22 protein-coding genes, 1 rRNA gene and 1 riboswitch are annotated in these 24387 nt (G+C 70.9%); of the genes, 17 read left to right on the top strand and 6 right to left on the bottom strand.

Going from position 1 to position 24387, the window contains the following annotated elements; genetic code table 11:
* Positions 1 to 197: 197 nt before the first annotated feature.
* The 10 genes from rrf (at position 198) to H343_RS31755 (ending at position 10070) form a co-directional block, all read left to right on the top strand.
* Positions 198 to 314, top strand: a 5S ribosomal RNA gene (gene rrf, locus H343_RS0120305).
* Between the two features lie 160 nt (positions 315 to 474).
* Positions 475 to 1083: a cardiolipin synthase ClsA gene (clsA, locus tag H343_RS0120310; RefSeq protein WP_028432649.1), complete on the top strand. Its 609-nt coding sequence runs from the start codon at positions 475 to 477 to the stop codon at positions 1081 to 1083.
* A 110-nt stretch (positions 1084 to 1193) separates the two neighbouring features.
* On the top strand, positions 1194 to 3689 hold the full coding sequence (locus H343_RS0120315; RefSeq protein WP_028432650.1) for a mannose-1-phosphate guanyltransferase: 2496 nt from the start codon (positions 1194 to 1196) through the stop codon (positions 3687 to 3689).
* A 60-nt stretch (positions 3690 to 3749) separates the two neighbouring features.
* Complete coding sequence (locus H343_RS0120320; protein WP_078505944.1) at positions 3750 to 4649, top strand: DUF881 domain-containing protein; 900 nt, start codon at positions 3750 to 3752, stop codon at positions 4647 to 4649.
* Entirely contained in the window at positions 4646 to 4978 is a 333-nt protein-coding gene (locus H343_RS0120325; protein WP_028432652.1) for a small basic family protein, read from the top strand. Before H343_RS0120320 ends, H343_RS0120325 begins: the two co-directional genes overlap by 4 nt.
* 5 nt (positions 4979 to 4983) lie before the next feature.
* Complete coding sequence (locus tag H343_RS31750) at positions 4984 to 5949, top strand: DUF881 domain-containing protein (RefSeq protein WP_078505945.1); 966 nt, start codon at positions 4984 to 4986, stop codon at positions 5947 to 5949.
* Positions 5950 to 6464: 515 nt separating this feature from the next.
* Entirely contained in the window at positions 6465 to 6908 is a 444-nt protein-coding gene (locus H343_RS36060; RefSeq protein WP_486586987.1) for an FHA domain-containing protein, read from the top strand.
* Positions 6909 to 7334: 426 nt separating this feature from the next.
* A complete protein-coding gene (locus H343_RS0120340) occupies positions 7335 to 7808 on the top strand; it encodes a bifunctional nuclease family protein (protein ID WP_028432654.1) in 474 nt (157 codons plus the stop codon).
* A gap of 225 nt (positions 7809 to 8033) precedes the next feature.
* Complete coding sequence (locus tag H343_RS0120345) at positions 8034 to 8609, top strand: MerR family transcriptional regulator (RefSeq protein WP_486586981.1); 576 nt, start codon at positions 8034 to 8036, stop codon at positions 8607 to 8609.
* Between the two features lie 33 nt (positions 8610 to 8642).
* Positions 8643 to 10070 (top strand): DNA polymerase IV, encoded by a 1428-nt coding sequence (locus tag H343_RS31755; RefSeq protein ID WP_051265607.1) that lies wholly within the window; start codon positions 8643 to 8645, stop codon positions 10068 to 10070.
* Positions 10071 to 10080: 10 nt separating this feature from the next.
* Here the strand turns inward: H343_RS31755 and H343_RS0120355 are convergent, their stop codons facing one another.
* Positions 10081 to 10461: a PRC-barrel domain-containing protein gene (locus tag H343_RS0120355; RefSeq protein ID WP_028432656.1), complete on the bottom strand. Its 381-nt coding sequence runs from the start codon at positions 10459 to 10461 to the stop codon at positions 10081 to 10083.
* Positions 10462 to 10719: 258 nt separating this feature from the next.
* Positions 10720 to 10817, top strand: a riboswitch (glycine riboswitch).
* A gap of 188 nt (positions 10818 to 11005) precedes the next feature.
* Between H343_RS0120355 and gcvP the strand changes: the two genes are divergently transcribed.
* Entirely contained in the window at positions 11006 to 13891 is a 2886-nt protein-coding gene (gcvP, locus tag H343_RS0120360) for an aminomethyl-transferring glycine dehydrogenase (protein ID WP_028432657.1), read from the top strand.
* An 80-nt stretch (positions 13892 to 13971) separates the two neighbouring features.
* On the opposite strand, the gene H343_RS0120365 is transcribed toward gcvP, so the two are convergent.
* Positions 13972 to 14178, bottom strand: coding sequence for a DUF5999 family protein (locus tag H343_RS0120365; protein ID WP_028432658.1), 207 nt, complete (start codon positions 14176 to 14178; stop codon positions 13972 to 13974).
* Between the two features lie 283 nt (positions 14179 to 14461).
* On the bottom strand, positions 14462 to 15067 hold the full coding sequence (locus H343_RS0120370; RefSeq protein ID WP_028432659.1) for a hypothetical protein: 606 nt from the start codon (positions 15065 to 15067) through the stop codon (positions 14462 to 14464).
* 497 nt (positions 15068 to 15564) lie between these two features.
* Here H343_RS0120370 and H343_RS0120375 point away from each other — a divergent pair, with 497 nt between their 5' ends.
* Both H343_RS0120375 and H343_RS0120380 read left to right on the top strand, forming a co-directional pair.
* Positions 15565 to 17061 (top strand): glutamate-cysteine ligase family protein, encoded by a 1497-nt coding sequence (locus H343_RS0120375; protein WP_028432660.1) that lies wholly within the window; start codon positions 15565 to 15567, stop codon positions 17059 to 17061.
* Positions 17062 to 17221: 160 nt separating this feature from the next.
* Positions 17222 to 18028, top strand: a complete 807-nt coding sequence (locus H343_RS0120380) for a CPBP family intramembrane glutamic endopeptidase (protein WP_051265609.1) — start codon at positions 17222 to 17224, stop codon at positions 18026 to 18028.
* 20 nt (positions 18029 to 18048) lie between these two features.
* On the opposite strand, the gene H343_RS0120385 is transcribed toward H343_RS0120380, so the two are convergent.
* Positions 18049 to 18882: a PhzF family phenazine biosynthesis protein gene (locus tag H343_RS0120385; RefSeq protein ID WP_028432662.1), complete on the bottom strand. Its 834-nt coding sequence runs from the start codon at positions 18880 to 18882 to the stop codon at positions 18049 to 18051.
* 153 nt (positions 18883 to 19035) lie between these two features.
* Between H343_RS0120385 and H343_RS0120390 the strand changes: the two genes are divergently transcribed.
* Entirely contained in the window at positions 19036 to 19659 is a 624-nt protein-coding gene (locus tag H343_RS0120390; protein WP_486586982.1) for a PadR family transcriptional regulator, read from the top strand.
* Between the two features lie 57 nt (positions 19660 to 19716).
* Here the strand turns inward: H343_RS0120390 and H343_RS31760 are convergent, their stop codons facing one another.
* Entirely contained in the window at positions 19717 to 20406 is a 690-nt protein-coding gene (locus H343_RS31760) for a DUF4232 domain-containing protein (protein ID WP_037904488.1), read from the bottom strand.
* Between the two features lie 207 nt (positions 20407 to 20613).
* Here H343_RS31760 and H343_RS34965 point away from each other — a divergent pair, with 207 nt between their 5' ends.
* Together H343_RS34965 and H343_RS31770 are read left to right on the top strand one after the other, a co-directional pair.
* Positions 20614 to 21159 carry a Clp protease N-terminal domain-containing protein gene (locus H343_RS34965; RefSeq protein ID WP_051265611.1) on the top strand — a complete coding sequence of 182 codons (546 nt, stop codon included), beginning with the start codon at positions 20614 to 20616 and terminating at the stop codon, positions 21157 to 21159.
* 40 nt (positions 21160 to 21199) lie between these two features.
* Positions 21200 to 22219 carry an EamA family transporter gene (locus H343_RS31770; RefSeq protein WP_051265613.1) on the top strand — a complete coding sequence of 340 codons (1020 nt, stop codon included), beginning with the start codon at positions 21200 to 21202 and terminating at the stop codon, positions 22217 to 22219.
* Positions 22220 to 22289: 70 nt separating this feature from the next.
* Here H343_RS31770 and H343_RS0120410 read toward each other — a convergent pair whose 3' ends face one another.
* Positions 22290 to 22973, bottom strand: coding sequence for a pyridoxamine 5'-phosphate oxidase family protein (locus H343_RS0120410; protein ID WP_028432664.1), 684 nt, complete (start codon positions 22971 to 22973; stop codon positions 22290 to 22292).
* 48 nt (positions 22974 to 23021) lie between these two features.
* Between H343_RS0120410 and H343_RS0120415 the strand changes: the two genes are divergently transcribed.
* Positions 23022 to 24356, top strand: coding sequence for an aminotransferase class I/II-fold pyridoxal phosphate-dependent enzyme (locus H343_RS0120415; RefSeq protein ID WP_078505948.1), 1335 nt, complete (start codon positions 23022 to 23024; stop codon positions 24354 to 24356).
* Positions 24357 to 24387: the final 31 nt, after the last annotated feature.

The following is a 24387-nucleotide window of genomic DNA, read 5'->3' on the forward strand; positions in this document are numbered from 1 at the left end:
TGGAGTTGACTGGTACTAATAAGCCGAGGGCTTGACCACAGGTACTTCTGCTCGCGTCCACTGTGCGGTTTCTGAGACAGCAACCCGCAATCCAGCACCACGTGACATGTGAACAGTGTGTGTTTGCTGAGACTTCCCCCCCTTGCCGGGGCGTGCCGCCACGTGTGGCAGGCCCAGGAGAAGTGGGGGGTGTGAGTTTCGGTGGTCATAGCGTCGGGGAAACGCCCGGTTACTTTCCGAACCCGGAAGCTAAGCCTGACAGCGCCGATGGTACTGCATGCGGGAGCGTGTGGGAGAGTAGGACACCGCCGAACAACACGTGAGAGAAGCCCTGTCGGGGTGGCCACGCCACACCCGACAGGGCTTCTCCCATATCCGGAGGAAGCGGTGGAATCGGACCCGGTGGACGGGGACGAGCGCCCTGCCGGTAGGGTCAGGAGCGTCGTCGGTTCGGTTGCTCACAGGAGGCCCCGGGTGGAGGTCCAGGACAGGCAGGCCGTCAGGGGCCGGGTCTTCACCATCCCGAACATCCTCAGCATGGCCCGGCTGGTAGGCGTGCCGGTCTTCCTCTGGCTGATCCTCTGGCCTGTCTTCGGCGGACCCAACTGTGACGGCTGGGCGTTGCTCATCCTCGCGCTGAGCGGCATCAGTGACTATCTGGACGGGAAGCTGGCCCGGCGTTGGAACCAGGTGAGCAATCTGGGCCGGATCCTGGACCCTGCCGCCGACCGTCTCTACATCCTCTCGACCCTTCTCGGGCTCACCTGGCGCGAGATCCTTCCGCTCTGGCTGACACTCGCTCTGCTGGCCAGGGAACTGCTGCTGCTTGTGATGGTGTGGGTCCTGGACCGCCACGGCTATGCGCCGCCGCAGGTGAACTTCCTCGGCAAAGCTGCCACGTTCAACCTGATGTACGCGTTTCCCCTACTGCTTCTCAGTGACGGAACCGGCTGGATTGCGTCACTCGCTGCAATCCTCGGGTGGGCGTTCGCCGGCTGGGGTACGACGTTGTACTGGTGGGCAGGGATCCTCTACGTGGTCCAGGTCCGCCGACTGATCAGAACGGGAACCTCAACCGACTGAGCTTGCCTTTCCAGCGTCGTAGAGGCCGGGGCGGACCCCACCCGAATGTGTGGGCCGTCCTGAATCGGGAAGTCGGTACGACCGTCGTTACCGAGGAGGACGCTTCCGACATGAAGGCCGTCGTTATGGCCGGCGGCGAAGGTACCCGCCTTCGCCCCATGACCGCGAGCATGCCCAAGCCGCTTCTGCCCGTGGCCAACCGCCCCATCATGGAACACGTACTGCGGCTGCTGAAGCGGCACGGACTGAGCGAGACCGTGGTGACGGTGCAGTTCCTCGCCTCGCTCGTGAGGAATTACTTCGGGGACGGCGAAGAGCTCGGAATGGAGCTCGACTACGCCAACGAAGAGAAGCCCCTCGGTACGGCCGGCAGTGTGAAGAACGCCGAAGAGGCCCTCAAGGACGACTCGTTCCTCGTCATCTCCGGCGACGCGCTCACCGACTTCGACCTGACCGAACTCATCAATTACCACAGGCAGCAGGGTGCCCTCGTCACCGTCTGCCTCACGCGCGTCCCGAACCCGCTGGAGTTCGGGATCACGATCGTCGACGACGAAGGAAGGGTCGAGCGCTTCCTGGAGAAGCCCACCTGGGGCCAGGTCTTCTCCGACACGGTGAACACCGGCATCTACGTCATGGAGCCGGAGGTCTTCGACTACGTCGAGCCGGACGTCTCCGTCGACTGGTCCGGTGACGTCTTCCCCCGGCTGATGAAGGAAGGCAAGCCCATCTACGGCTTCATCGCCGAGGGCTACTGGGAGGACGTCGGCACGCACGAGAGCTATGTGAAGGCACAGGCCGACGTGCTGGAGGGCAAGGTCGACGTCGAGATCGACGGCTTCGAGATCTCTCCCGGGGTGTGGGTCGCGGAAGGGGCCGAGGTCCATCCGGACGCGGTGCTGCGCGGACCGCTCTACATCGGCGACTACGCGAAGGTCGAGGCGGACACGGAGATCCGTGAGCATTCCGTGGTCGGCTCCAACGTCGTCGTCAAGAGTGGTGCGTTCCTCCACCGTGCCGTTGTGCACGACAACGTCTACATCGGTCAGCAGACCAATCTCAGAGGCTGCGTCGTCGGTAAGAACACGGACATCATGCGGGCCGCAAGGATCGAGGACGGCGCCGTGATCGGCGACGAGTGCCTGGTCGGCGAGGAATCGATCGTGCAGGGCAACGTGCGCGTCTATCCCTTCAAGACCATCGAGGCCGGCGCGTTCGTCAACACCTCCGTCATCTGGGAGTCCAGGGGACAGGCACGCCTGTTCGGCGCGCGGGGAGTCTCCGGCATCCTGAACGTCGAGATCACCCCCGAGCTGGCCGTCCGGCTGGCCGGTGCCTACGCCACCACTCTGAAGAAGGGGTCGACCGTCACGACGGCCCGTGACCACTCCAGGGGGGCCCGGGCACTGAAGCGGGCCATGATTTCCGCCCTGCAGACCAGCGCCATCGACGTGCGGGACCTGGAGAACGTACCGCTCCCCGTGGCACGGCAGCAGACCGCACGCGGCAGCGCCGGCGGCATCATGATCCGTACGACGCCGGGTGTCCAGGACAACGTCGACATCATGTTCCTCGACGAGCGCGGCGCCGACCTCTCCCAGGCCGGGCAGCGCAAACTCGACCGGATCTTCGCGCGGCAGGAGTACCGGCGCGCGTTCCCCGGCGAGATCGGTGACCTGCGCTTCCCCTCCAGCCTCTACGACTCCTACACGGGCGCGCTGCTGCGAGCCGTGGACACCTCGGGCGTCGCGGAGGCGGGGCTCAAGATCGTCGTGGACGCCGCCAACGGCAGTGCCGGCCTCGTCCTGCCGAGTCTGCTGGGCCGGCTGGGCGTCGAGTCGCTGACCGTCAACCCCGGTCTCGACGAGTCACGTCCCACCGAGACCGCCGACGAGCGCCGCGCCGGCCTCGCACGGCTCGGGGAGATCGTCGCCTCGGCGCGCGCCGCTTTCGGTATCCGCTTCGACCCTGTCGGGGAAAGACTTTCCCTCGTCGACGAGCGCGGCCGGATCGTCGAGGACGACCGCGCCCTGCTGGTGATGCTCGATCTGATCGCCGCGGAGCGGCGCAGCGGTACCGTCGCACTGCCGGTCACCACGACCCGCATCGCCGAACAGGTCGCGGCCTACCACGGCACGCAGGTGGAGTGGACGACGACCTCACCCGACGACCTGACGAGGGTGGGCCGCGAAGAGACCACCGTCTTCGGCGGCGACGGCAGGGGCGGCTACATCACGCCGGAGTTCAGCTCCGTCTTCGACGGCTCGGCAGCCTTCGTACGCCTCACCGGCCTCGTGGCACGTGCGCAGCTCACGCTCAGCCAGATCGACGCGCGAATTCCGCGTGCGCACGTGCTCAAGCGTGATCTGGCCACGCCGTGGGCCGTGAAGGGGCTCGTGATGCGGACCGTCGTGGAGGCCGCGGCGGACCGGTCCGTGGACACGACCGACGGCGTCCGCGTCGTGGAGTCCGACGGACGCTGGGTGATGGTGCTCCCCGACCCCGCGGAAGCGGTCACCCATCTGTGGGCGGAAGGCCCCGACGAGGCCTCCGCACAGGCCCTGTTGGACGAGTGGTCGGCGGTGGTGGACAGCGCCGGACGCTGACGCCCCCAAGCAGGTGGGCCCATTCGGCGGCGGCACCCCTGCCGTGCGACGATGTGCGTCATGTCGCAGCAGCACCCTGAACGGAGTACCGCATCGCGGCCTGCGCGACCCGATGCCTCCATGTCGCTGCTGACCAACGCGATGGACCACAGCCTGGACGACGGGTACGCGCAGGCGGCTGCCCGGCGTGCTGAAGAGGGCCGCTCGGGCATGCCGCGTACCGTGCGGGCCAAGCTGTGGCTCGCCGCCGGACTGATCCTCGCGGCGCTGGTGGTCACCGTCGGCGCGGCCGAGGCCAGGGTCTCCGCACCCGAACTCGCCAAGGAGCGCCAGGAGCTGATCTCCCGCATCGACGAGGGCGACCGGCGCACCGACGCGCTGCAGGGGAACGTCGACAGGCTGCGCCGTGACGTCGAGGAGAAGCAGCGAAAGGCGCTGGAGAAGCACGGTGGCGAAGAGGCGGAGACCGTCGGGCTGCTGTCCGGTGCCCTCCCGGTCCACGGCCCCGGCGTCAAACTCCTCGTCGACGACGCCAAGGACACCCGGGACAGTGACACGGGCGGCCCGCGGCAGGGCAGCGGCTTCTCCGACAACGGGCGGGTGCGGGACCGGGACCTGCAGCGTGTGGTGAACGGCCTGTGGGAGTCGGGTGCGGAGGCGGTGTCGGTCAACGGCCAGCGTCTGACGGCTCTTTCGGCGATCCGCGCCGCCGGTGACGCGATACTCGTGGACAACAAACCGCTCGTGCCGCCGTACACTCTGCTCGCGCTGGGGCCGGGGCAGAAGCTCAGCAGCACCTTCCAGGACAGCGCCGACGGCCAGTACTTGCAGGTGCTGCAGGAGAACTACGGTGTGCGTTCCAGCTTGAGCACCCAGGACGACGTGCGGCTTCCTGCCGCGCCGAGCCTGATCGTAAGAACGGCAGAGCCCGTGCAGACAGGAGAGGGCAGCAGATCGTGATCGCCGTACTGGGCCTCATCGTGGGAGTCGTGGCCGGACTCGTCGTCCGGCCCGTCGTCCCGACGCTGGTCGAGCCCTATCTCCCGATCGCCGTCGTGGCGGCGCTGGACGCGGTCTTCGGCGGGCTGCGCGCCATGCTCGACGGGATCTTCGACGACAAGGTGTTCGTCGTCTCGTTCCTGTCGAACGTCGTGGTCGCCGCGCTGATCGTCTTCCTCGGCGACAAGCTGGGCGTGGGGGCGCAGCTCTCGACGGGCGTCGTCGTCGTGCTCGGCATCCGCATCTTCTCCAACGCGGCGGCCATCCGCCGGCACGTCTTCCGGGCGTGAGGCCGATGAGCGACGACGACAACAAGCACCCCGGCGAGCTGCCGTCGGAGCAACCGGCGTCCGCTGGCACTCCCGGTGGTGACGACCGCCCCGAGAGCCGCAGGGGCGCAGAGGGAGACGGCGCGGGGGACGCCGGGAAGCCACCGGCCCCGGAGGAGACGTCCGAGGCCGGGGGAGCGGAGGGAGACTCAGACCCGCAGGGCGGGGAGCAGGAGCCGTCCGGACCCTCGGCAGAAGGGCGTAAGGACAAACGCACGGGGCGTCAGCGCCTGGCCCAGGCGGTGTGGCCGCCGCGTGTGACACGGGCGCAGCTCATCGTCGCGCTGCTGCTTTTCGTGCTGGGCCTGGGCCTTGCCATCCAGGTGCGCTCCACCAGCGAGAACAGCTCGCTCCGCGGAGCCCGGCAGGAAGACCTCGTGCGCATCCTCGACGAGCTGGACGACCGCACCGAGCGCCTTGAGGACGAGAAGCAAAGCCTCGAGAACCAGCGCACCGAGTTGGAGAACAGCTCGGACCAGGCCGAGGAGGCCCGGAAGCAGACCCGGCAGAAGGCCCGCCAGCTGGGCGTTCTGGCCGGTACGGTCGGTGCCCGGGGACCGGGGATCGAACTGACCGTGACCGACACCCGCGGCGCTGTGGAGGCGGACATGCTCCTTGACGCCGTCCAGGAGCTGCGGGCGGCGGGCGCCGAGGCGATAGAGATCAACAACGTCCGGGTGGTGGCCAGCACCTACTTCTCGGACACCCCGGGCGGGGTGCGCGTGGACGGCAAGAAGGTCAGCCAGCCGTACCGCTTTCAGGTGATCGGCAAGCCCCAGGACCTCGAGCCGGCGCTGAACATTCCCGGCGGCGTCGTCCAGACGCTCCGCAAGGAGCAGGCGGAGGCGTCCGTGACGGCCTCCAAGGAGATCGTCGTGGACGCCTTGCGCTCTGCGAAGCGTCCTGATTACGCTCGGTCATCATCGCGGTGAGAGGGTCGGGAAGGCTTGCGGGGGGCCGACGGACCCGGTGACCATCGCGTGAGGGAAACTGTCCGAAGGTCAGGGACGTTGTCTGGGCGTCACGATCGGCCGAGTGAGAGCATCGAGGGTCTGTCCTGCCCCACGGGCGGGTCTGTTTCGTGCGAGGGGAATCGCCCGTGAGTTTTTTTGCAAGGTTGTTCGGCAAGGGCCGCCAGAACGATGGCGGCGAAGCCGCGCGGCACGGCTCCTCGCGGCAGCAGGGGCCCGGGGCGGGTCCTGACGCGGAGAGCGCCGAGCGGCCGCTGTTCCGTGACGAGGTCGGTGCTCAGGGCGGCGACGGTGCTGGTGGCGGCGACAGGGCTTCGGTTGACCCCGGAGCGTCGGGCCGCATAAGTTCCGGATCACCATCGAACTCGACGGGCGGAGGGAACGCCGTGCCGGTGTGTAGCAGGTGCGGGACGCAGGTCGCCGAGGCGAGCCGGTTCTGTTCGAACTGCGGGGCACCGCTTCGGGGCGGGTCGCCCGTGGCCGAAGGGTCCTCCGAGACGACTTCCACGATCTCGATCTCCGGTCTGGAGGCGTACGAGGCGGAGGCGACAGGCCAGAAGTCGCCGCCGTTGTCTCCCGAGGCGCAGGCCGCGGTCGACGCACTCCCTCTGGGCTCCGCACTGCTGGTGGTGCGCCGTGGACCGAACTCGGGAAGCCGCTTCCTGCTGGACGGTGAGCTGACCACCGCCGGCCGTCATCCGGAGAGTGACATCTTCCTGGACGATGTGACCGTCTCCCGACGGCACGTGGAGTTCCGGCGCGGGCCGGACGGCGTCTTCACCGTTTCGGATGTCGGAAGCCTCAACGGCACCTACGTCAACCGTGAGCGCATCGAGGCCGGCGTCCCGCTGTCCAACGGCCACGAGGTGCAGATCGGCAAGTACAGGCTGGTCTTCTTCGCCAGTCAGCGCGCCGTCTGACCTCTTCCCGGTCCACGCCGCAACATCCTCACCGTCCGGCGGCGCCCTGAAGGCACCGCCGGACGGTGAGGACTCCCGCCGACGGGCACGCAGAGCCCGACGTCGCTGAGGGTTTCGGACGTGTGCGATGTCACCCTCACCCGTTCACCGGCCTGTCCGTGCCCGCGCCGGGTGCCTGCGGGGCCCTGCACGACGGGCCATGACCCGCCTGCGCGGGCCGCGGGGCGCTCAGCGGACGCCGGGACGGCCGCGCCACCCGGGTGCGTCCACCGGGCCGGTCTTCCGAGGCCCATGTGCCCCCTGCCCTGCGGATTTGCTCCTGCCTTCGGGGCTGTGACCGATCTTTCCCGGCCGAGTCGGTTCATACGACAGCTCAGGGCGGGTCCCGACTACCCAAACAGGCGGGGCACGGCCTAGGGTTGCTGTGTGAACGAGCTCGACGTTGTGGGTGTGCGGGTCGAAATGCCCTCCAATCAACCGATCGTGCTGCTGCGGGAAGCGGGTGGCGACCGGTACCTCCCCATCTGGATCGGCCCCGGGGAGGCCACTGCAATCGCCTTCGCGCAGCAGGGCATGACTCCTGCGCGCCCACTGACCCACGATCTGTTCAAGGACGTTCTGGAAGCGGTGGGGCAGGAGCTGACGGCTGTCCGGATCACGGATCTGAGGGAAGGTGTCTTCTACGCCGAGCTCGTCTTCGCCAGCGGGGTCGAGGTCAGTGCGCGTCCCTCCGACGCCATAGCGCTCGCGCTGCGTACCGGGACACCGATCTACGGCAGTGACGCTGTGCTGGAGGACGCGGGGATCGCCATCCCTGACGAGCAGGAGGACGAGGTGGAGAAGTTCCGCGAGTTCCTCGACCAGATCTCGCCCGAGGATTTCGGGACCAGCAGCCAGTGACCCCCGTGCCGGCGCGTTTCCGCCTGCGTCCTGCGGTCGTGAAGGGCCAGCAGTTCCCCGTGCGCGGTTACGGGAAACCACTCCTTGGGTGATTGTCACTCGGCGTGCCTAGTGTGGCGATCGTTGACGCACCCCTGGTGACTGCCTACCTTCGGTGAGCAGATCCCGGGGGTCTACCCCGGGATGCGGAGGACGGAGGTCGGCGTGAGAAGTACCGGCGACGGTATGGCAGCGGAAGACCCCCCTCCGCCCGCGGGTTCCGCGGCGCGGACCGCCCCGGCGGAATCCGGATGCGAGGGTCACGTCCACGACTCGATCGGCTACCGAGGGCCCACCGCCTGCTCGGCGGCCGGCATCACCTACCGCCAGCTCGACTACTGGGCGCGCACCGGCCTGGTGGAGCCGAGTATCAGGCCCGCCTACGGCTCGGGCAGCCAGCGGCTCTACAGCTTCCGCGACGTCGTCGTCCTCAAGATCGTCAAGCGGCTGCTCGACACGGGGGTGTCGCTGCAGAACATCCGCACCGCCGTGCAGCATCTGCGCTCCGGTGGCATGACGGACCTGGCACAGATGACGCTGATGAGTGACGGCGCCACCGTCTACGAGTGCGCCTCGCCCGACGAGGTCGTCGACCTGCTGCAGGGCGGCCAGGGTGTCTTCGGTATCGCTGTCGGCGTGGTCTGGAAGGACGTCGAGGGCGCGTTGTCGCAGCTCCACGGAGAGTCCGTCGCGACCGGCGAGACCGTCGCCGGCGACCATCCGGGGGACGAACTGGCACGGCGGCGCAACCGCGCCGGCTGAGACTGTCAGAGGCATGCGGCAGCATCGAGGAATGTGAGAAGCGCACCGACGATCCTGCATCTGGACATGGATGCCTTCTACGCCGCCGCGGAACAGGCGTCCAAGCCCAGCCTCCGTGGGAAGCCGGTCGTCGTGGGCGGTCTCGGGCCGCGCGGAGTGGTCTCCACCGCCTCCTACGAAGCCCGGGTCTTCGGCGTCCATTCCGCCATGCCCATGGCTCAGGCCCGTCGGCTGTGCCCCAACGCCGCGTACCTCATCCCGCGCTTCGGCCTCTACCGGCAGGTCAGCGAAGCGGTGATGGAGATCCTCGCCGGACACTCCCCCCTCGTGGAGCCGCTCAGCCTCGACGAGGCCTTTGTCGACCTGGAAGCGGGGGAGGTGCTCGCCTCCGCCGACTCCGCGGCCGCACAGGCGGTCGGCGAGCGCCTGCGCGGCATGATCCGGGAGGCCACAGGTCTGAGTGGCTCCGTCGGACTGGCCGGGTCCAAGATGCTGGCCAAGATCGCTTCGGAGGAGGCCAAGCCCGACGGACTGCGGGTCATCGAGCCTGGAACGGAACGGGACCTGCTCGCCCCGATGCCCGTACGCACCTTGCCGGGCGTCGGACCCGCCACGGCTGAGGTGCTGCGCCGCTCCGGGATCACCACGGTGGGGGAGACGGCGGAAGCGGGTGAGGCGGAGCTGCTGCGGCTGCTCGGCAGGGCGCACGGCACATCCCTGTACGCGATGGCGAACGGCTGGGACGACCGCCCGGTCATCGCTGAGCGGGACGCGAAATCCGTGTCGGTGGAGGACACCTTCGACGTGGACCTCACGGAGCGGATCCTCGTCCGGGCGCACGTGGCGAGGCTCGCCTCCCGCTGCGTGGAGCGGCTGCGGGCGGCGGGGAGGTCGGGGCGCACCGTGGTGATCAAGGTGCGCAGCTACGACTTCTCCACGCTGACCCGTTCCGAGACGCTGCGAGGTCCCACCGACGACGCGGGTGTGGTGCGCGAGGCTGCGGCCAGACTGATCGACACCGTGGACACCACGGCCGGGGTGCGGCTGCTCGGTGTGGGTGTCACCGGGCTCGCGGACTTCACCCAGGAGGACCTCTTCGCCCAGGCACAGGCGACTGCCGACGCGGAGACACCCGGGGGGAGCGTTTCGGAGGATGAGGCGGCCGGGGGGCGGGTGGCGGCGTCCGGGGCCGCCGGACCGCCCGCCGAGCGCCGCTGGCTTCCTGGCCGCGACGTACGGCACGCCGAACACGGCTGCGGATGGGTGCAGGGCAGCGGCGTGGGCCGCGTCACCGTACGGTTCGAGACACCCGGATCGCCGCCCGGCAGGGTGCGCACCTTCGCCGTCGACGATCCGGACCTGCACAGCAGCGAACCGCCTCCGCTGGCCGCCATGGCGGGCCCCGGAAAGCCGCAGCGGCAGGAGCCCACGGGCCGGACCGGCGACGCCCGGCCGTACTGATCACCGGCGTTCAGCTCTCCGACCCCGCTATGCGCCCGAAGTCCCGGTCGGGGCCGGGAGAGGGGCCCTCCGCGGCTGCGGGAACGTCCAGCCCGTAGTGCAGGTAGAGCTGCAGCTCCTGCCGGGGGGAGAGGTGCCGGCCCACACCGAGCACCGGGGTGTTCCTGATCAGCGCCCGGTCGAAGGGCACCCGGAGTACGTCGCCGACCAGTTCGCTCGGTTCGAGAGGGATCAGGGCCTCGCGTCTGAAGAGACCCGTGCGGACGGCGGCCCACTCGGGGGCGCCCGTGGCGTCGTCGAGGTACACCTCGCCGACCGTTCCGATCTTGCAGCCGCTCGCGTCGAGCGCTCTGCGCCCGATGAGGCTCCTCGGGTCGATGTCGGTCTGCACCGGTCCCTCCAACTGGTCGCGACTGGGGTGCCGGGCGCGGTTCGAGCCGTGGCCGGTCCTGGGTCCGACGGTCTGACGAACCCCTCCCTCGGCCCCGTTTCCCGCCGCCGCGCAGACGCGGCGCCGGGGGCGTCGAGGACGCCGGAAGCCGGACGTACAAGCCGTATTACCACCCAAAGGCATATCCGAGCTGTTGGCCACTCGAGTGCACCTCCGGTTCCCGTGACGGGAAGCGCTGGTAGTCTCGAAAGTGGCTGACGACCCCGAGCGGGAGAGTCCTCCGGCGTCAGCGCCGGGGGCGCCGAAGGAGCAACTCCTCCCCGGAATCTCTCAGGCTCACGTACCGCGCGGGTGAGGTCACTCTGGAAAGCAGGGCGGGCCATGCAGTGCCTGGGCTCTCCCTCACCGACGGTGAAAGCCGGGCTGCCCGCACAGCGGGCCGGGCCGGTGAAGCTCTCAGGTTGCGATGACAGAGGGGGAGGCCGTCCGGGCACCCGTGCCGTGGTGTCCCTCGTAGGTCACAGTGACCAGGAGGCCCCCGCAGATGACTGCCAACCGCATCCCCCTCAACGACCTGGAACGCGGCACTCCTTTCGAACGGCGGCACATCGGCCCTGACGCCGGAGCACGGGCCAAGATGCTCGCGCAGGTCGGATACGGTTCACTCGACGAACTCACGGCAGCCGCAGTCCCCGAGGCGATCAAGAGCGGTGAGGCCCTGGAACTGGCCCCCGCCCGGACCGAGGCGGAGGTGCTGGCGGAACTGCGTGACCTCGCCGGGCGCAACGAGGTTCTGCCCACCATGATCGGCCTCGGTTACTACGGCACCTTCACGCCGCCGGTGATCGTACGCAACATCATGGAGAACCCCGCCTGGTACACCGCGTACACGCCCTACCAGCCGGAGATCTCGCAAGGCCGCCTGGAGGCGCTGCTCAACTTCCAGACCATGGTCGCCGATCTGACGGGCCTGCCCACTTCGGGAGCGTCCCTGCTGGACGAGCCGACCGCCGCGGCCGAGGCCATGGCGCTCTCCCGCCGTGTCGGCAAGGTCAAGCAAGGCGTCTTCCTCGTCGACGCGGACTGCCTGCCGCAGACCGTCGCCGTCCTGCGCACCCGTGCCGAACCCGCCGGCGTCGAGGTCGTCGTGGCCGACCTCGACGAGGGCATCCCGGCGGACGTGGCCGATCGCGGTGTCTTCGGGATGCTGCTGCAGTACCCGGGAGCCTCCGGCGCCGTACGCGACCCGCGGGCCGTCATCGAGCAGGCGCACGGACTCGGTGCGATCGTCACGGTCGCGGCCGACCTGCTGGCGCTCACCCTGCTCACCTCGCCCGGCACGCTCGGCGCGGACATCGCCGTCGGCTCCAGCCAGCGCTTCGGCGTCCCCATGGGCTTCGGCGGCCCGCACGCCGGCTACATGGCGGTGCGGGAGAAGCACGCCCGCAGCCTGCCCGGGCGTCTCGTCGGCGTCTCCAAGGACGCGGACGGCGACCAGGCCTACCGGCTCGCCCTGCAGACGCGTGAGCAGCACATCCGCCGTGAGAAGGCCACCAGCAACATCTGCACCGCGCAGGTGCTGCTCGCGGTGATGTCCGGCATGTACGCCGTGCACCATGGTCCGGAAGGGCTGGCGGGCATCGCCCGGCGCACCCACCGCCTCGCCACGATCCTCGCCGGCGGTCTTCGCGCGGGCGGCGTCGAGATCGTGCACGGCAGCTACTTCGACACCGTCACCGCACGCGTCCCCGGCCGCGCCGCCGAGGTCGTCACCCGGGCACGTGAGGCGGGGGTGAACCTGCGGCAGGTGGACGCCGACCACGTCGGCATGGCCTGCGACGAGACCACGGGACGCGCCCAGCTCTCGGCCGTGTGGGCCGCGTTCGGCGTCGAGGCGGACATCGAGGAGCTGGACTCCCGGGCCGCCGACGCCCTCTCCGAGGGCCTGCTGCGCACCGACGACTACCTCACGCACCCCGTCTTCCACGAGTACCGCTCGGAGACCGCGCTGCTGCGCTACCTGCGCCGGCTCGCCGACCGGGACTACGCCCTGGACCGCGGCATGATCCCGCTCGGGTCGTGCACGATGAAGCTCAACGCCACGGCCGAGATGGAGGCCGTCACCTGGCCCGAGTTCGGTGCGCTGCACCCCTTCGCGCCCCTGGACCAGGCCGAGGGCTACGTCGCACTCATCCGCCAGCTCGAGGAGCAGCTCGCGGAGATCACCGGCTACGACCGGGTGTCCCTGCAGCCCAACGCCGGCTCGCAGGGTGAACTGGCCGGACTGCTGGCCGTACGCGCCTACCACCGCTCACGCGGCGAGGACCGGCGCACCGTCTGCCTCATCCCGTCCTCGGCGCACGGTACGAACGCGGCGAGCGCCGTCATGGCCGGGATGCGCGTCGTGGTGGTCAGGACCAGCGACGACGGCGACGTCGACACCGGCGACCTGCGCGCGAAGATCGAGCAGTACGGCGACGAACTCGCCGTGCTCATGGTCACCTACCCCTCCACGCACGGGGTCTTCGAGGAGCACATCACCGACATCTGCGGGGCCGTGCACGACGCGGGCGGACAGGTCTACGTGGACGGCGCGAACCTCAACGCCCTGATGGGACTGGCCAGGCCGGGCAAGTTCGGTGCGGACGTCTCCCACCTGAATCTGCACAAGACCTTCTGCATCCCGCACGGCGGCGGCGGCCCGGGCGTCGGCCCGATCGGTGTGCGCGAGCACCTCGCGCCGCACCTGCCCAACCACCCGCTGCAGCCGGCCGCGGGGCCCGCCGGCGGCATCGGCCCGGTCTCGGGCTCGCCCTGGGGCTCGGCCGGAATCCTGCCGATCTCCTGGGCGTACGTACGGCTGATGGGTGCCCAGGGGCTGCGCCGCGCGACCCAGACGGCCGTGCTCGGGGCGAACTACATCGCCAAGCGCCTGGAGCCGCACTATCCGGTGCTCTACACGGGACCGCGCGGACTCGTCGCGCACGAATGCATCGTCGATGTGCGGCCGCTGACCAAGCAGACGGGGGTGAGCATCGACGACGTGGCCAAGCGGCTGATCGACTACGGCTTCCACGCGCCGACGATGTCGTTCCCCGTGCCGGGGACGCTGATGATCGAGCCGACCGAGAGCGAGGACCTCGCCGAACTCGACCGCTTCTGCGAGGCCATGATCGAGATCCGCTCCGAGATCGACAAGGTCGGTTCGGGGGAATGGCCTGCGGAGGACAACCCGCTGCGCAACGCACCGCACACGGCGCGGCAGCTCACCCGCTCCTGGGAACACCCCTACGAGAAGGCGGAGGCCGTCTTCCCGGCCGGAGTGAGCGCCTCGGACAAGTACTGGCCTCCGGTGCGGCGGATCGACGGGGCCTTCGGGGACCGCAACCTGGTCTGCTCCTGCCCGCCGGTGGAGGAGTACGACAGCTGACGGAACGTTCGGCCTGGAGCACAGGTCAGGGCCGGTGCGGCAGAGTGCCGGGCCGGCCCTGGTCCGCCAGCGCGGTGGGATCAGGCAGCGGTGGCGACGTTACGGCTGTCGAGCGGGCGGTGCGGATCGATGATCTTGCCGTCCGGCAACAGCTCACCGGTGTCCTCGAAGAGGAGTACTCCGTTGCACAGCAGGCTCCAGCCCTGTTCCGGGAAGTGGGCCACAGGGTGGGCGGCTTCCCGGTCGGCGGATTCGGCTGTCGGGCAGGGTGGCTGGTGCTGGCACATTTTCGCTGTCGTCTTCCGTTGTGTCGTGGTGTGTGTACTGCGACTGGCCGTGGTGTCCATGGCCGCCCCCGTTCATCGGTCTGTCCCCAGTGTTCCCCCGCGGAGACGAATCCGCAGGGATTTCGCGTCACCACTCCTCGACCAGGACAGACGCATCACCCGTGCGGGTGGTTGCCTTCAACTGGGTTGCGCTTCGGGATGATTTGCCGTTCTCGGGCAGGCACCCGGGCCGACGTCACGGGGGATCACCGGACGCGGTAGGCGGTACCGTACCGCACTGATCTCAAACAGGCGTCCGCAGCAGGGGAGTTGTCGCCACGCGACGGGTCAGCAGCGGCAGCAGCGCATCCACCCGGCGGGGCAGGTGGGGGGTGATGCCGGGCGGGGCGGGCGCCAGCGGTATCAGCACGTCCGCGGGCAGCGGGGTGCCCCCGGAGGCGTCGGCGTCCGCGTCCGTGTGCAGCCACAGGGTCAGCATGTACAGCTGGGGTACGGACAGCAGCCGGGGCTGGTAGGACCCGGGCATCGACTCCGCCTGTCTCAGGGCGCGTTGCGTCGAGGTGACGTACGGGCCCTCGCTGAAGCAGGCGAACGCCCAGCCGTCGGCGGTCAGTACGGTCTCCGCCGCGCCGGCGGCGGGGGCGCCTGCCGGTGCGCCGCTCTCCCGCAGCAGGAACCTCCAGCCGGCGAGCCGGGTGAGGGAACCTCCGCGGGGCGGGTCGAAGGAGGCCATCTCGTGCAGCGGGAGCGGCAGTTCGGGCTGGAGCGAGCAGGGGGCGCCGCCCGGTGCGAGAGGTGTGCGGCCGCGGTGCGTCGCGCCGGGGGAGCGCAGCGCCGCGAGGACACTGTGGGATGCGGCGGGCGGGGCCGGGGGAACCTGCAGAGACATGATGGGTCGCCCTTCACTGAGACACGGGTGGTACAGGGATGGCGCGCGGACAGCACTGTCTGCATGGAAAGGCCGCCGGGAGGGCGGCGGGAGGCTTCGGCTGCGGGGCGCCGGGCCGTCCCGGCGGTACCGCGTCTGGGCCTTGCCCGGAGTTTATACGAAGGGTGTTTCCCGGGAATTTCGGCTAACGCCTTCCCGATCCGGGAGCAAGCGGTCGGCCGGTCAGCTTTTCGCGGCATTTCAGTGCTTTTGCCGGACCTGTCGCGCATGCCGCCTGGAGGAACGCCGGCGGTGTGGTCGGCCTGATTTCACCGGCCCGTTGCAGCGGCCTGTGCGAATGGTGCGGAACGTCCGCCGCATGCCCGTGGAACGTGCCGCGGGGAATCAGGTGCCAGCGTACCCGCAGCTGGGTACCGGGTCAGCGGCGAGGCGTTACCGGAGTCCTCGCCGGGCATCATGGCCGACACCACGCGGCCGTATCGAGGAGGGACGCCCCGATGGGTGAGAAGGTCGTGTCAGACGGGTTCGCCCTGTCCGACCGGCATCGGTACCGGCGCAAGCTGCGTGAGTGCCTCGACGCGCTGAAAGTGCTGCTGGACGAGAGCCGGTTCGAGCGTCCCCGGAATCTCATGGGGCTGGAGATCGAGCTGAATCTGGCCGACGCGGACGGGCTGCCGCGCATGATGAACGCCGAAGTGCTGCGGCGTATCGGGAGTGAGGATTTCCAGACCGAGCTCGGTCAGTTCAATCTGGAAGTCAATATCGTTCCGCACCGCCTTTCCGGACGGGTCCTGGACCAGTTGGCGGAGGAGCTGCGCACCGGGCTGGGATACGCGGACAGGCAGGCACGCGAAGAGGGCGCCGGAATCGTGATGATCGGCATCCTCCCCACGCTCACCGACGAGGACCTCGTCTCCGCGAACCTCACCGACGTGGACCGCTACACCCTGCTCAACGACCAGATCATGGCCGCGCGCGGCGAGGAGGTCGTCCTCGACATCGACGGTGTCGAGCGACTGACCCGCACCTCTCCCTCCATCGCTCCCGAGGCGGCCTGCACCTCGGTGCAGCTGCACCTGCAGGTGACGCCGGAGCGCTTCGCTGACGTGTGGAACGCCTCGCAGGCCGTCTCCGCCGTCCAGATCGCCACCGGCGCCAACTCCCCCTTCCTCTTCGGCCGGGAGCTGTGGCGCGAGTCGCGCATCCCGCTCTTCCAGCAGGCGACCGACACCAGGCCCGCGGAGCTCAAGGCGCAGGGCGTGCGGCCGCGCACCTGGTTCGGGGAGCGCTGGATCAGCTCCGCCTACGACCTCTTCGAGGAGAACCTGCGCTACTTTCCCTCGCTGCTGCCCATCTGCGACGAGGAGGACCCCGGCAGCGTGCTGGCGCGGGGCGGAATCCCCGGGCTGCCCGAACTGGTGCTGCACAACGGCACCGTCTACCGGTGGAACAGGCCGGTCTACGCCGTCAGCGGCGGCGTACCGCACCTGCGGGTGGAGAACCGCGTACTGCCCGCCGGGCCCACCATCGCCGACGTGCTGGCCAACACCGCCCTCTACTACGGCCTGGTGCGCAGCCTCGCCGACGAACCGCGCCCCGTGTGGTCACGGCTGCCCTTCGCCGCGGCGGCGGAGAACTTCGACGCGGCCTGCCGCTACGGCATCGACGCCGAGCTGACCTGGCCTCGCTCCGGCCGGCCCGGCGGCCTGACCAGGATCCCCGCGGTGCAGCTCGTGCAGGAGGAGCTGCTGCCGCTGGCCGCGTCCGGGCTGGATGCCTGGGGGGTGGAGAGCGCGGATCGGGAACGCTGTCTGCGGGTCATCGAGGAGCGGTGCCGCCGCCGCGTCAACGGTGCGTCCTGGCAGGCCGCCGCCTATCACCGTGCCGTCGACTCCGGTCTGGACCGGGAGAAGTCGCTCGCGGCGGTCACCAGGCGCTACTGCGAACTGGCCCGCACAGGGGAGCCCGTGCACACCTGGCCGCCCGGGCCGTAGCGCCCCGGCTGGGCCGGAGCCTCGCTCGTCGGGCAAGCTGTGACGGTCCGGGGTGCCGTTCCGGTCTCCCGCGGGCCGCTGCCCGCGCCACCGGGAGCCGCCCCGGCCCCGCGCAAGAGGCGGAGGACGAGGCGGCCGTCCGGCTGAAGTGGAGGCGTGTGTGCACTCGCAAGCGAGGGGCCCCGGGTTCTCCCCGGCGCCCGGGGAAGACCTCTCGCCGCGCACCCTGCGGCACGAGACGCTGCTCGTACTGGCGCTCTCGCTCGGAGCGAGCGCGGTCTCGGCGCTGATCAGTTTCGTCGGGTCGGTGACCGCGCCGGGTGCCCTCGCCGACCAGGCCGCGAATCTCAACACCTCCCGTGCGCCCGACCGGCCCTGGCTCGACCTGGCCTGGCAGCTGTTCGGCGTCGCCACTGCTCTGGTGCCGGTCGCGCTCGTGGCGCATCTGCTCATGCGCGAGGGGGCGGGCGGCCTGCGCGCCGTCGGATTCGACCGGCTCAGGCCGGGCTTCGACCTCGGCCGGGGCGCGCTGCTCGCGGCGGCCATCGGGGGCAGCGGGCTGGCCCTGTATCTGGTGGCGCTGCAGGCGGGGTTCAACCTCACGGTGGTGCCGGAGTCGCTGCCGCACGTGTGGTGGCGGATTCCGGTGCTGATCGCCTCCGCACTGCAGAACGCGGTGGTGGAAGAGGTGATCGTGGTCGGCTATCTGCTGCGCAGACTCGGCCAGGCCGGCTGGTCGCCCTGGGCCGCCCTCGCCGCGAGTTCTCTGCTGCGGGGCACGTACCACCTCTACCAGGGCATCGGCGGCATGATCGGGAACATGGTCATGGGCGTCATCTTCGTGCTGCTCTACCGCCGTTGGGGGCGCGTCGGCCCGCTGGTCGCGGCCCATGCGCTGATCGACATCGTGGCCTTCACCGGGTACGCGCTGCTCGCGGGGAAGGTGGACTGGCTGCCCACGCCCTGAGGGCAGGGGCAGCCCCGTCCTCACAGTTGTGCGAGCAGCCGTGCGTCCATCACGGTGACCGCCGTGCCGGTCAGCTCCGTACGGTCGCCGCGGAGCGTCGTGCGCACCGACCCCGTACGGGCGGAGCACTGCAGCCCCGTCAGCGAGCCGCGGCCCAGCCGGCCGGACCACAGCGGGGCCAGTGCCGTGTGTGCGCTGCCCGTGACGGGGTCCTCGGGGATGCCGACGGCGGGTGCGAACATCCGCGAGACGTAGTCGTACCCGCTGCTTTCCGCGTCCGCGCCGGCGGTGACGATGACGCCGCGGTGGGGAAGGCGGCGCAGGGCCGTGTCGTCGGGGCACAGGCCGCGCACGGTGTGCTCGTCGGCGACTTCCACGAGGAGGTCGCCGAGCGGGCCGGTGTCGTGCGCGGTGACGACGTCCGCGCCCAGCGCGGCCGCGATCCGGGCGGGGGGAGTGTCCGCGGGGGTGAGCGGGGCGGTGGGGAAATCCAGGGTGATCTCGCCGCCGGGCCCGGTGCGCGCGGTGAGCACGCCGCTGCGGGTGCGGAAGCGGACGGTGCCGGACGTGGCGCCGTCGCTGTGCAGCAGGTGCGCGGTGGCCAGGGTCGCGTGACCGCACAGGTCGACCTCGGCGGCGGGTGTGAACCAGCGCAGCGCCCAGTCGGCACCGGTGTCGCCGGTGAGGGGGCGCGCGTAGGCGGTCTCCGAGAGGTTCATCTCGGCCGCGAGGCGCTGGAGGCGGTCGTCCGCCGGGAAGCCGGAGCGGAAGCGGTCTTCGTCCAGGAGTACGACGGCGGCCGGGTTGCCCGTCCAGGGGCGGTCGGTGAAGGCGTCAACGGTGCGGATCCTCATGGCGGGGACGGTAACCGGGGCTCGGTGAGGGGGCCACGGCCAATTCCGCGGAGGTGGATCGGGAAGCTTGCCAGCATCGTATCGCCGATATATCGTTGACCCATCACGACGCGTCAAAGCATGATCGTAGAGCAATCACGAAGGATGATGGCGATGCACAAGGAAGACACAGGACACGGACATGGGCACGGCGGCCGCGGGCGCGGTCACGGACCTGAAGGCTGCGGTCCCGGCGGGCACGGTCCCTGGGAGCGCAGGGCGTTCGGAGCCTTCGGCCCCCCGTTCGGCGACGGGCCGCCCTTCGGCGGGCGGCGCGGCAGGGGAGGTCCGCGCGGGCGGGCCCGCCGCGGTGACGTGCGGGCGTCGATCCTGGCCCTGCTCAAGGACCGTCCCATGCACGGCTACGAGATGATCCAGGAGATCGCCGAACGCAGCGGCGGCGCCTGGAAGCCCAGCCCCGGCTCGGTCTACCCCACGCTGCAGCTCCTCGAGGACGAGGGCCTGATCAGCAGCGCCAGCGAGGGCGGAAAGAAGCTGTTCTCCCTTACCGAGGCCGGCCGCACCGAGGCCGAGGCAGGCCCGCAGGCGCCCTGGGAGGAGGCCGGGCGCGGCGTCGACTGGGAGGCCATGAACGAGGTGCGCAAGGCCGGCGGCGGTCTGGTCAGCGCCTTCCAGCAGGTCTGGGCGACCGGTACGCCCGACCAGCGGGAGAAGGCCCTGGGGGTCGTCAACGACGCCCGCAAGAAGCTCTACCTGATCCTCGCGGAGGAGGACTGAGCGCGGCCCCGCCCGCGCTCGGCCGGGCTCGGGCCTGCGGTGCCCGGTGACCCGGGCTCAGTTTTCCGCGCCTCTGTTCCCGGCCAGCGCAGTCACGTCGATCTCGCCGGCGCCGCACACCGTGCCCAGCTCCCAGGCGGCGCGCTTCGAGGTGCGCTCGTCCGGCGGGATGACGCGCAGTCCCGCGGGTTCGGGGCAGTCGCCGTCCGCGGGATCGCCTTCGCCCGGTACGACCGTCCAGTGCAGCCGGGCGGACGCCGCCGCACCGGGTGCGAGGGTGAGCGGGCGCGAGGGTCGGGAGCGGTCGCGCACGACGTCGGTCGGGACGGGCTCGCCGTCCGTGCCGGTGAGCTGGAGTCCGGGCCATCCCTGCGTACGGCAGGCGGTGCCGGAGGAGTTGGTGAGAGCGAGAGCGGCGTAACGGTTGCCCGCCGCCGGTCGGCCGGGGCTGAGCGAGACCGACAGCGCTTCGGCCGTGCACCAGGGCGGACGTCCCTCCGCGTCGCCGGAGCCGGAGTGCTTCGTGGTGGGCCGCGTGGCGGGTCCGGACCCGGAGCCGGATGCGGACCCGGATGCGGACGTGGAACCGGAGACCGCGGAGGGCTCCGGTTCCTTCGTGTCCCCGGCTCCGCCGCTCTTCGCGGACGCGGGCGTGGTGGAGGCCGGGGTGGAAGCGCAACCCGCGCTGGTCAGTACGGCGCCGGCGGCGAGGGCGGCGAGGACGGAGCGTGCATGGTGTGAGGCCATGGAAGTCTCCAACTGCTGCCGTGCAGGGGCTTGTTGTACCTCAAGACGCCGTTTCCGGGACGATTGGTTCCCTGACGTGATGTGAGCGGCCGTGTCCGTACTCCTCCTCAAGGAGGAGGAGAGCGCCTGGCTCACCTCCCACGGTGGGACGCGCACATGCCTCACGGCGAGGATGTCACCGGCGGATGTCTGTGATGTGGTGGTGCGGTGGACAGCAGTGCGCACCCCGTATCCGTACGCCGGCCTGAAGGCGCTCAGGCCGAGGGCCGCTTCAGTGAGGAGCTGGCGGCCGTGGCCGCCACGGCGCGCAGGCGGGCCGCACGCGGTGGCGACCGGGCCGTGGACACCGCGCACCTGCTGCACAGCCTGCTGGAGTCGGACCCGCAGGTACGGGCGTATCTGGGCGGCGGCGGTCCGCGGACGGCGAAGCTGCTGGCGTATCTCGCGCAGCGCTGGATCGGCTACGGGCTGCGCTGGCGGGACGCCGTGGAGGTCCGCCCTCTTCCGCGAGGCGGAAGGGCGCGGACCGGCATGCTGCTGCCCGGATGGTCGCCCGCTGCCGCCGGGGCGGTGGGGGTGGCGATGGAGCGGGCGGAGGCCCGCGGTGCCCTCCGCGTGGAGGGTGTCGACCTGCTCGCCGGGCTGGTGGCCGACAGCGGGTGCAGGGCGGCGGAGGTGCTGCGCAACGCGGGCGCCGGCATGGAGGAGCTCTCCGCGCTGCTCGCTGTCGGGGGCGCGGGCCGTCAGGGGTGAAAGGGGTGACACTCCTGTCGAAGGTTGCGATGATGAGCGGATGCACGCCACCAGCCGACCGCTTCCGCCTCCCCGGGCCCGCAGTCTCGGCCTGACGCTCGCGCTCGTCTCCGCCTTCGCCTTCGGCGGTTCGGGACCCGCGGCCAAACCGCTGATCGAGGCCGGCCTCCAGCCGCTGCACGTCACCTGGCTGCGGGCGGCGGGCGCCGCCCTGGTCCTGCTGCCGCTGGCCTGGCGGCACCGCGGCCTCGTACGGGAACGCCCGGGCCTGCTTGTGGGGTTCGGGCTGCTGGCCGTCGCCGGGGTGCAGGCGTGCTACTTCGCGGCGATCTCCCGCATCCCTGTCGGCGTGGCCCTGCTCATCGAGTATCTGGCTCCCGCGCTGGTGCTGGGGTGGGTGCGGTTCGTGCAGCGGCGGCCGGTGACACGGGCGGCGGGCGTGGGCGTGGTCCTCGCTGTCGGCGGTCTGGCCTGCGTGGTGCGCGTGTGGTCCGGTCTGACGCTCGACGCGTTGGGCCTGCTGCTGGCGCTGGGTGCGGCCTGCTGTCAGGTCGGCTACTTCGTCCTGTCCGATCACGGCAGTGACGGCAGTGACGGCCGGCGGCAGCCGGACCCGCTGGGCGTGATCGCCTACGGGCTGCTGACGGGCACACTCGTGCTCACCGTGCTCGCGCGCCCGTGGAGCATGAACTGGACCGTCCTGGCGGGGGATGCGCCGATGGGCGGCACGCAGGTGCCCGCCGCGCTGCTCCTCGGCTGGATCGTGCTTGTGGCGACGGTCGCCGCCTACCTCACGGGCGTCGTCTCAGTGCGCAGGCTCTCCCCGCAGGTGGCCGGAGTGGTGGCCTGTCTCGAGGCCGTCATCGCGACCGTCCTCGCCTGGGTGCTGCTCGGTGAACATCTGGCGGCCGTACAGCTGGTGGGCGGCGCGGTGGTGCTGCTGGGCGCCTTCATCGCGCAGAGTTCCACACCGAAGGGCGCCGACGGGGCGCCGGTCGCCTCCGGGGGAACCTCCGCCGTCGCCGGGGACACCCGGACGGACGACGGCGCCCACGTGTGAGAAAGGCCGGCGCGTGCCGGCGGAGGGGGCCGCGCGGCGCCGCCGTCTCAGGGTCCTGCCGGGCGGGGGCTCAGCGGTCCGTGAGGTAGGCGGGCAGGCCGATGCCCGGAGCGAGATCCCCGGAGGCCAGCGGGTCGCCGTACGTCCGCCGTACGGGGACGACGCCGCTCCAGTGCGGCAGATCCATGTCCTCGGGATCGTCGCTCGGTCCGCCCCGGCGCACCTTGGCGGAGACCTCCTCCAGGTCGAGCCGCAGCACGGCTGTGGCGGCAAGCTCCCTGGCGTCGGCGGGGCGGGAGTCGGCCGACCGGCCGGGAACCACGTTGTCCACCAAGGCGTCGAGGGCGGCGGTGAGTTCGTCCTCGACGGTGACCCGGTGCGCGAGACCGTGCGCGACGACGGAGCGGTAGTTCATGGAGTGGTGGAAGGCGGAGCGGGCCAGGACAAGGCCGTCGAGGCGGGTGACCGTGACGCACACCGGCAGCCCCTGCCCCTGCCTGCCCGCTTCCCGCAGCGGGCGTGAGCCGGTGGAGCCGTGCAGGTAGAGGCGCTCGCCCACCCTGACGTAGAGCGTGGGAAGGACCACGGGCGCGCCTTCGTGCACGAAGCCGAGATGGCACAGGTAGTCGTCGTCGAGGATCGCGTGAACCGACTCGCGGTCGTATCCGGCGCGTTCACGGTGGCGTGTCGGCGTGCTGCGCCTGGTCGGGGTGTAACTGCCGTCGGAGGGTCCGGGGGGAGGGTTGGCCGGCACTGCGGGTCTCCCTTGCGTCGAGTTTTGTACTAGTGCATTATTGTTTTTGTGCTAGGAGAATATCGGATCGAGGGCCGTGGCGCAGCAGAGATTGCCGGAAGCGTCGAGCGGGGTGTGCGCACGGGAGAACTGGCGCCCGGTCATCCCCTCCCGCCCATGCGGGAGTTGGCCGCGCAGCTCGGGGTCAACGCGAACACCGTCGCGGCCGCCTACCGCGGCCTGCGCGAGCGCGGAGTGATCGAGACGGCCGGCCGCCGCGGCACCCGCGTGCGCGAGCGTCCGGCCGCACGGACGCCCCGGGAGGCCATCCGCGTCGAAGCGCCCGCGGGCGGCACCGACGTCTCCACGGGCAACCCCGACGCGGCGCTTCTTCCGCCGCTGCGCGAGGCGTTGGCGCACGCGGCGGACAACGTCTCACGCCGGAGCCTGTTCTACGGCACCCCCGCGGTCGGCGAACGCCTCGCCCGCAGAGCCCGCGCGGGCTTCGACGAGGACGGTGTGCCCGACGGCCCCGTCGCCCTGACCTCCGGTGCGCTCGACGCCGTCGAGCGGGTGCTCCGCGCGCATCTGCGCCCCGGCGACACGGTCGCCGTCGAGGACCCCGGATGGGGCAGCCTGCTGGACCTCGTCCCCGCGCTGGGGCTGCACGTGGCGCCCGTGGCCGTGGACGACGAGGGGCCGCTTCCCCGCGAGGCGGCGCGCGCGCTGCGTGAGGGCGCCCGCGCCCTTGTGGTCACCTGCCGCGCGCAGAATCCGACGGGGGCGGCCGTCACCTCCGCCCGCGCCGGTGAACTGCGCCAGGTGCTGGAGGGTCACCCGCACACGCTGCTCATCGAGGACGACCACGGCCACGGGATCGTCGACGAACCGCTGCACCCGCTCGCCGGCGCCGTAGGGCGCTGGGTTCTGGTGCGGTCGACCGCGAAGGCGTACGGGCCGGAGCTGCGGCTTGCCGTGCTCACCGGCGACGCCGAGACCGTCGACCTGGTGCAGGGGCGTCAGCTGCTGGGCCCCGGCTGGGTCAGCCACCTGCTCCAGGACGCCGTGCTGCATCTGTGGACCACCGGCGCCGTCGACGTCCGCGCGGTCGCCCGCTCCTACGGGCGGCGCCGTGACGCGCTGGTGCGGGCACTGGAGGCGCGCGGCATCGCGGCCCGCGGACGCAGCGGCATGAACGTATGGGTGCCGGTGCCGGACGAGACGGGAGCGGTGGCACGGCTGCTGCAGTCCGGCTGGGCCGCCGCCCCCGGGGCCCGGTTCCGCGTGGACTCACCGCCCGGCGTGCGCCTGACCGTCTCGCCGCTGACCCCGGAGGGGGTCGAGGAGCTGGCCTCCGCTGTCGCGGCGGCCCTGGGACCCGCCGAGGCCCGGCGCTACGACTGACGCGGCGTCCGCGCCCCGGGCTTCGGTGAGC

Source organism: Streptomyces sp. TAA204, from assembly GCF_000424965.1.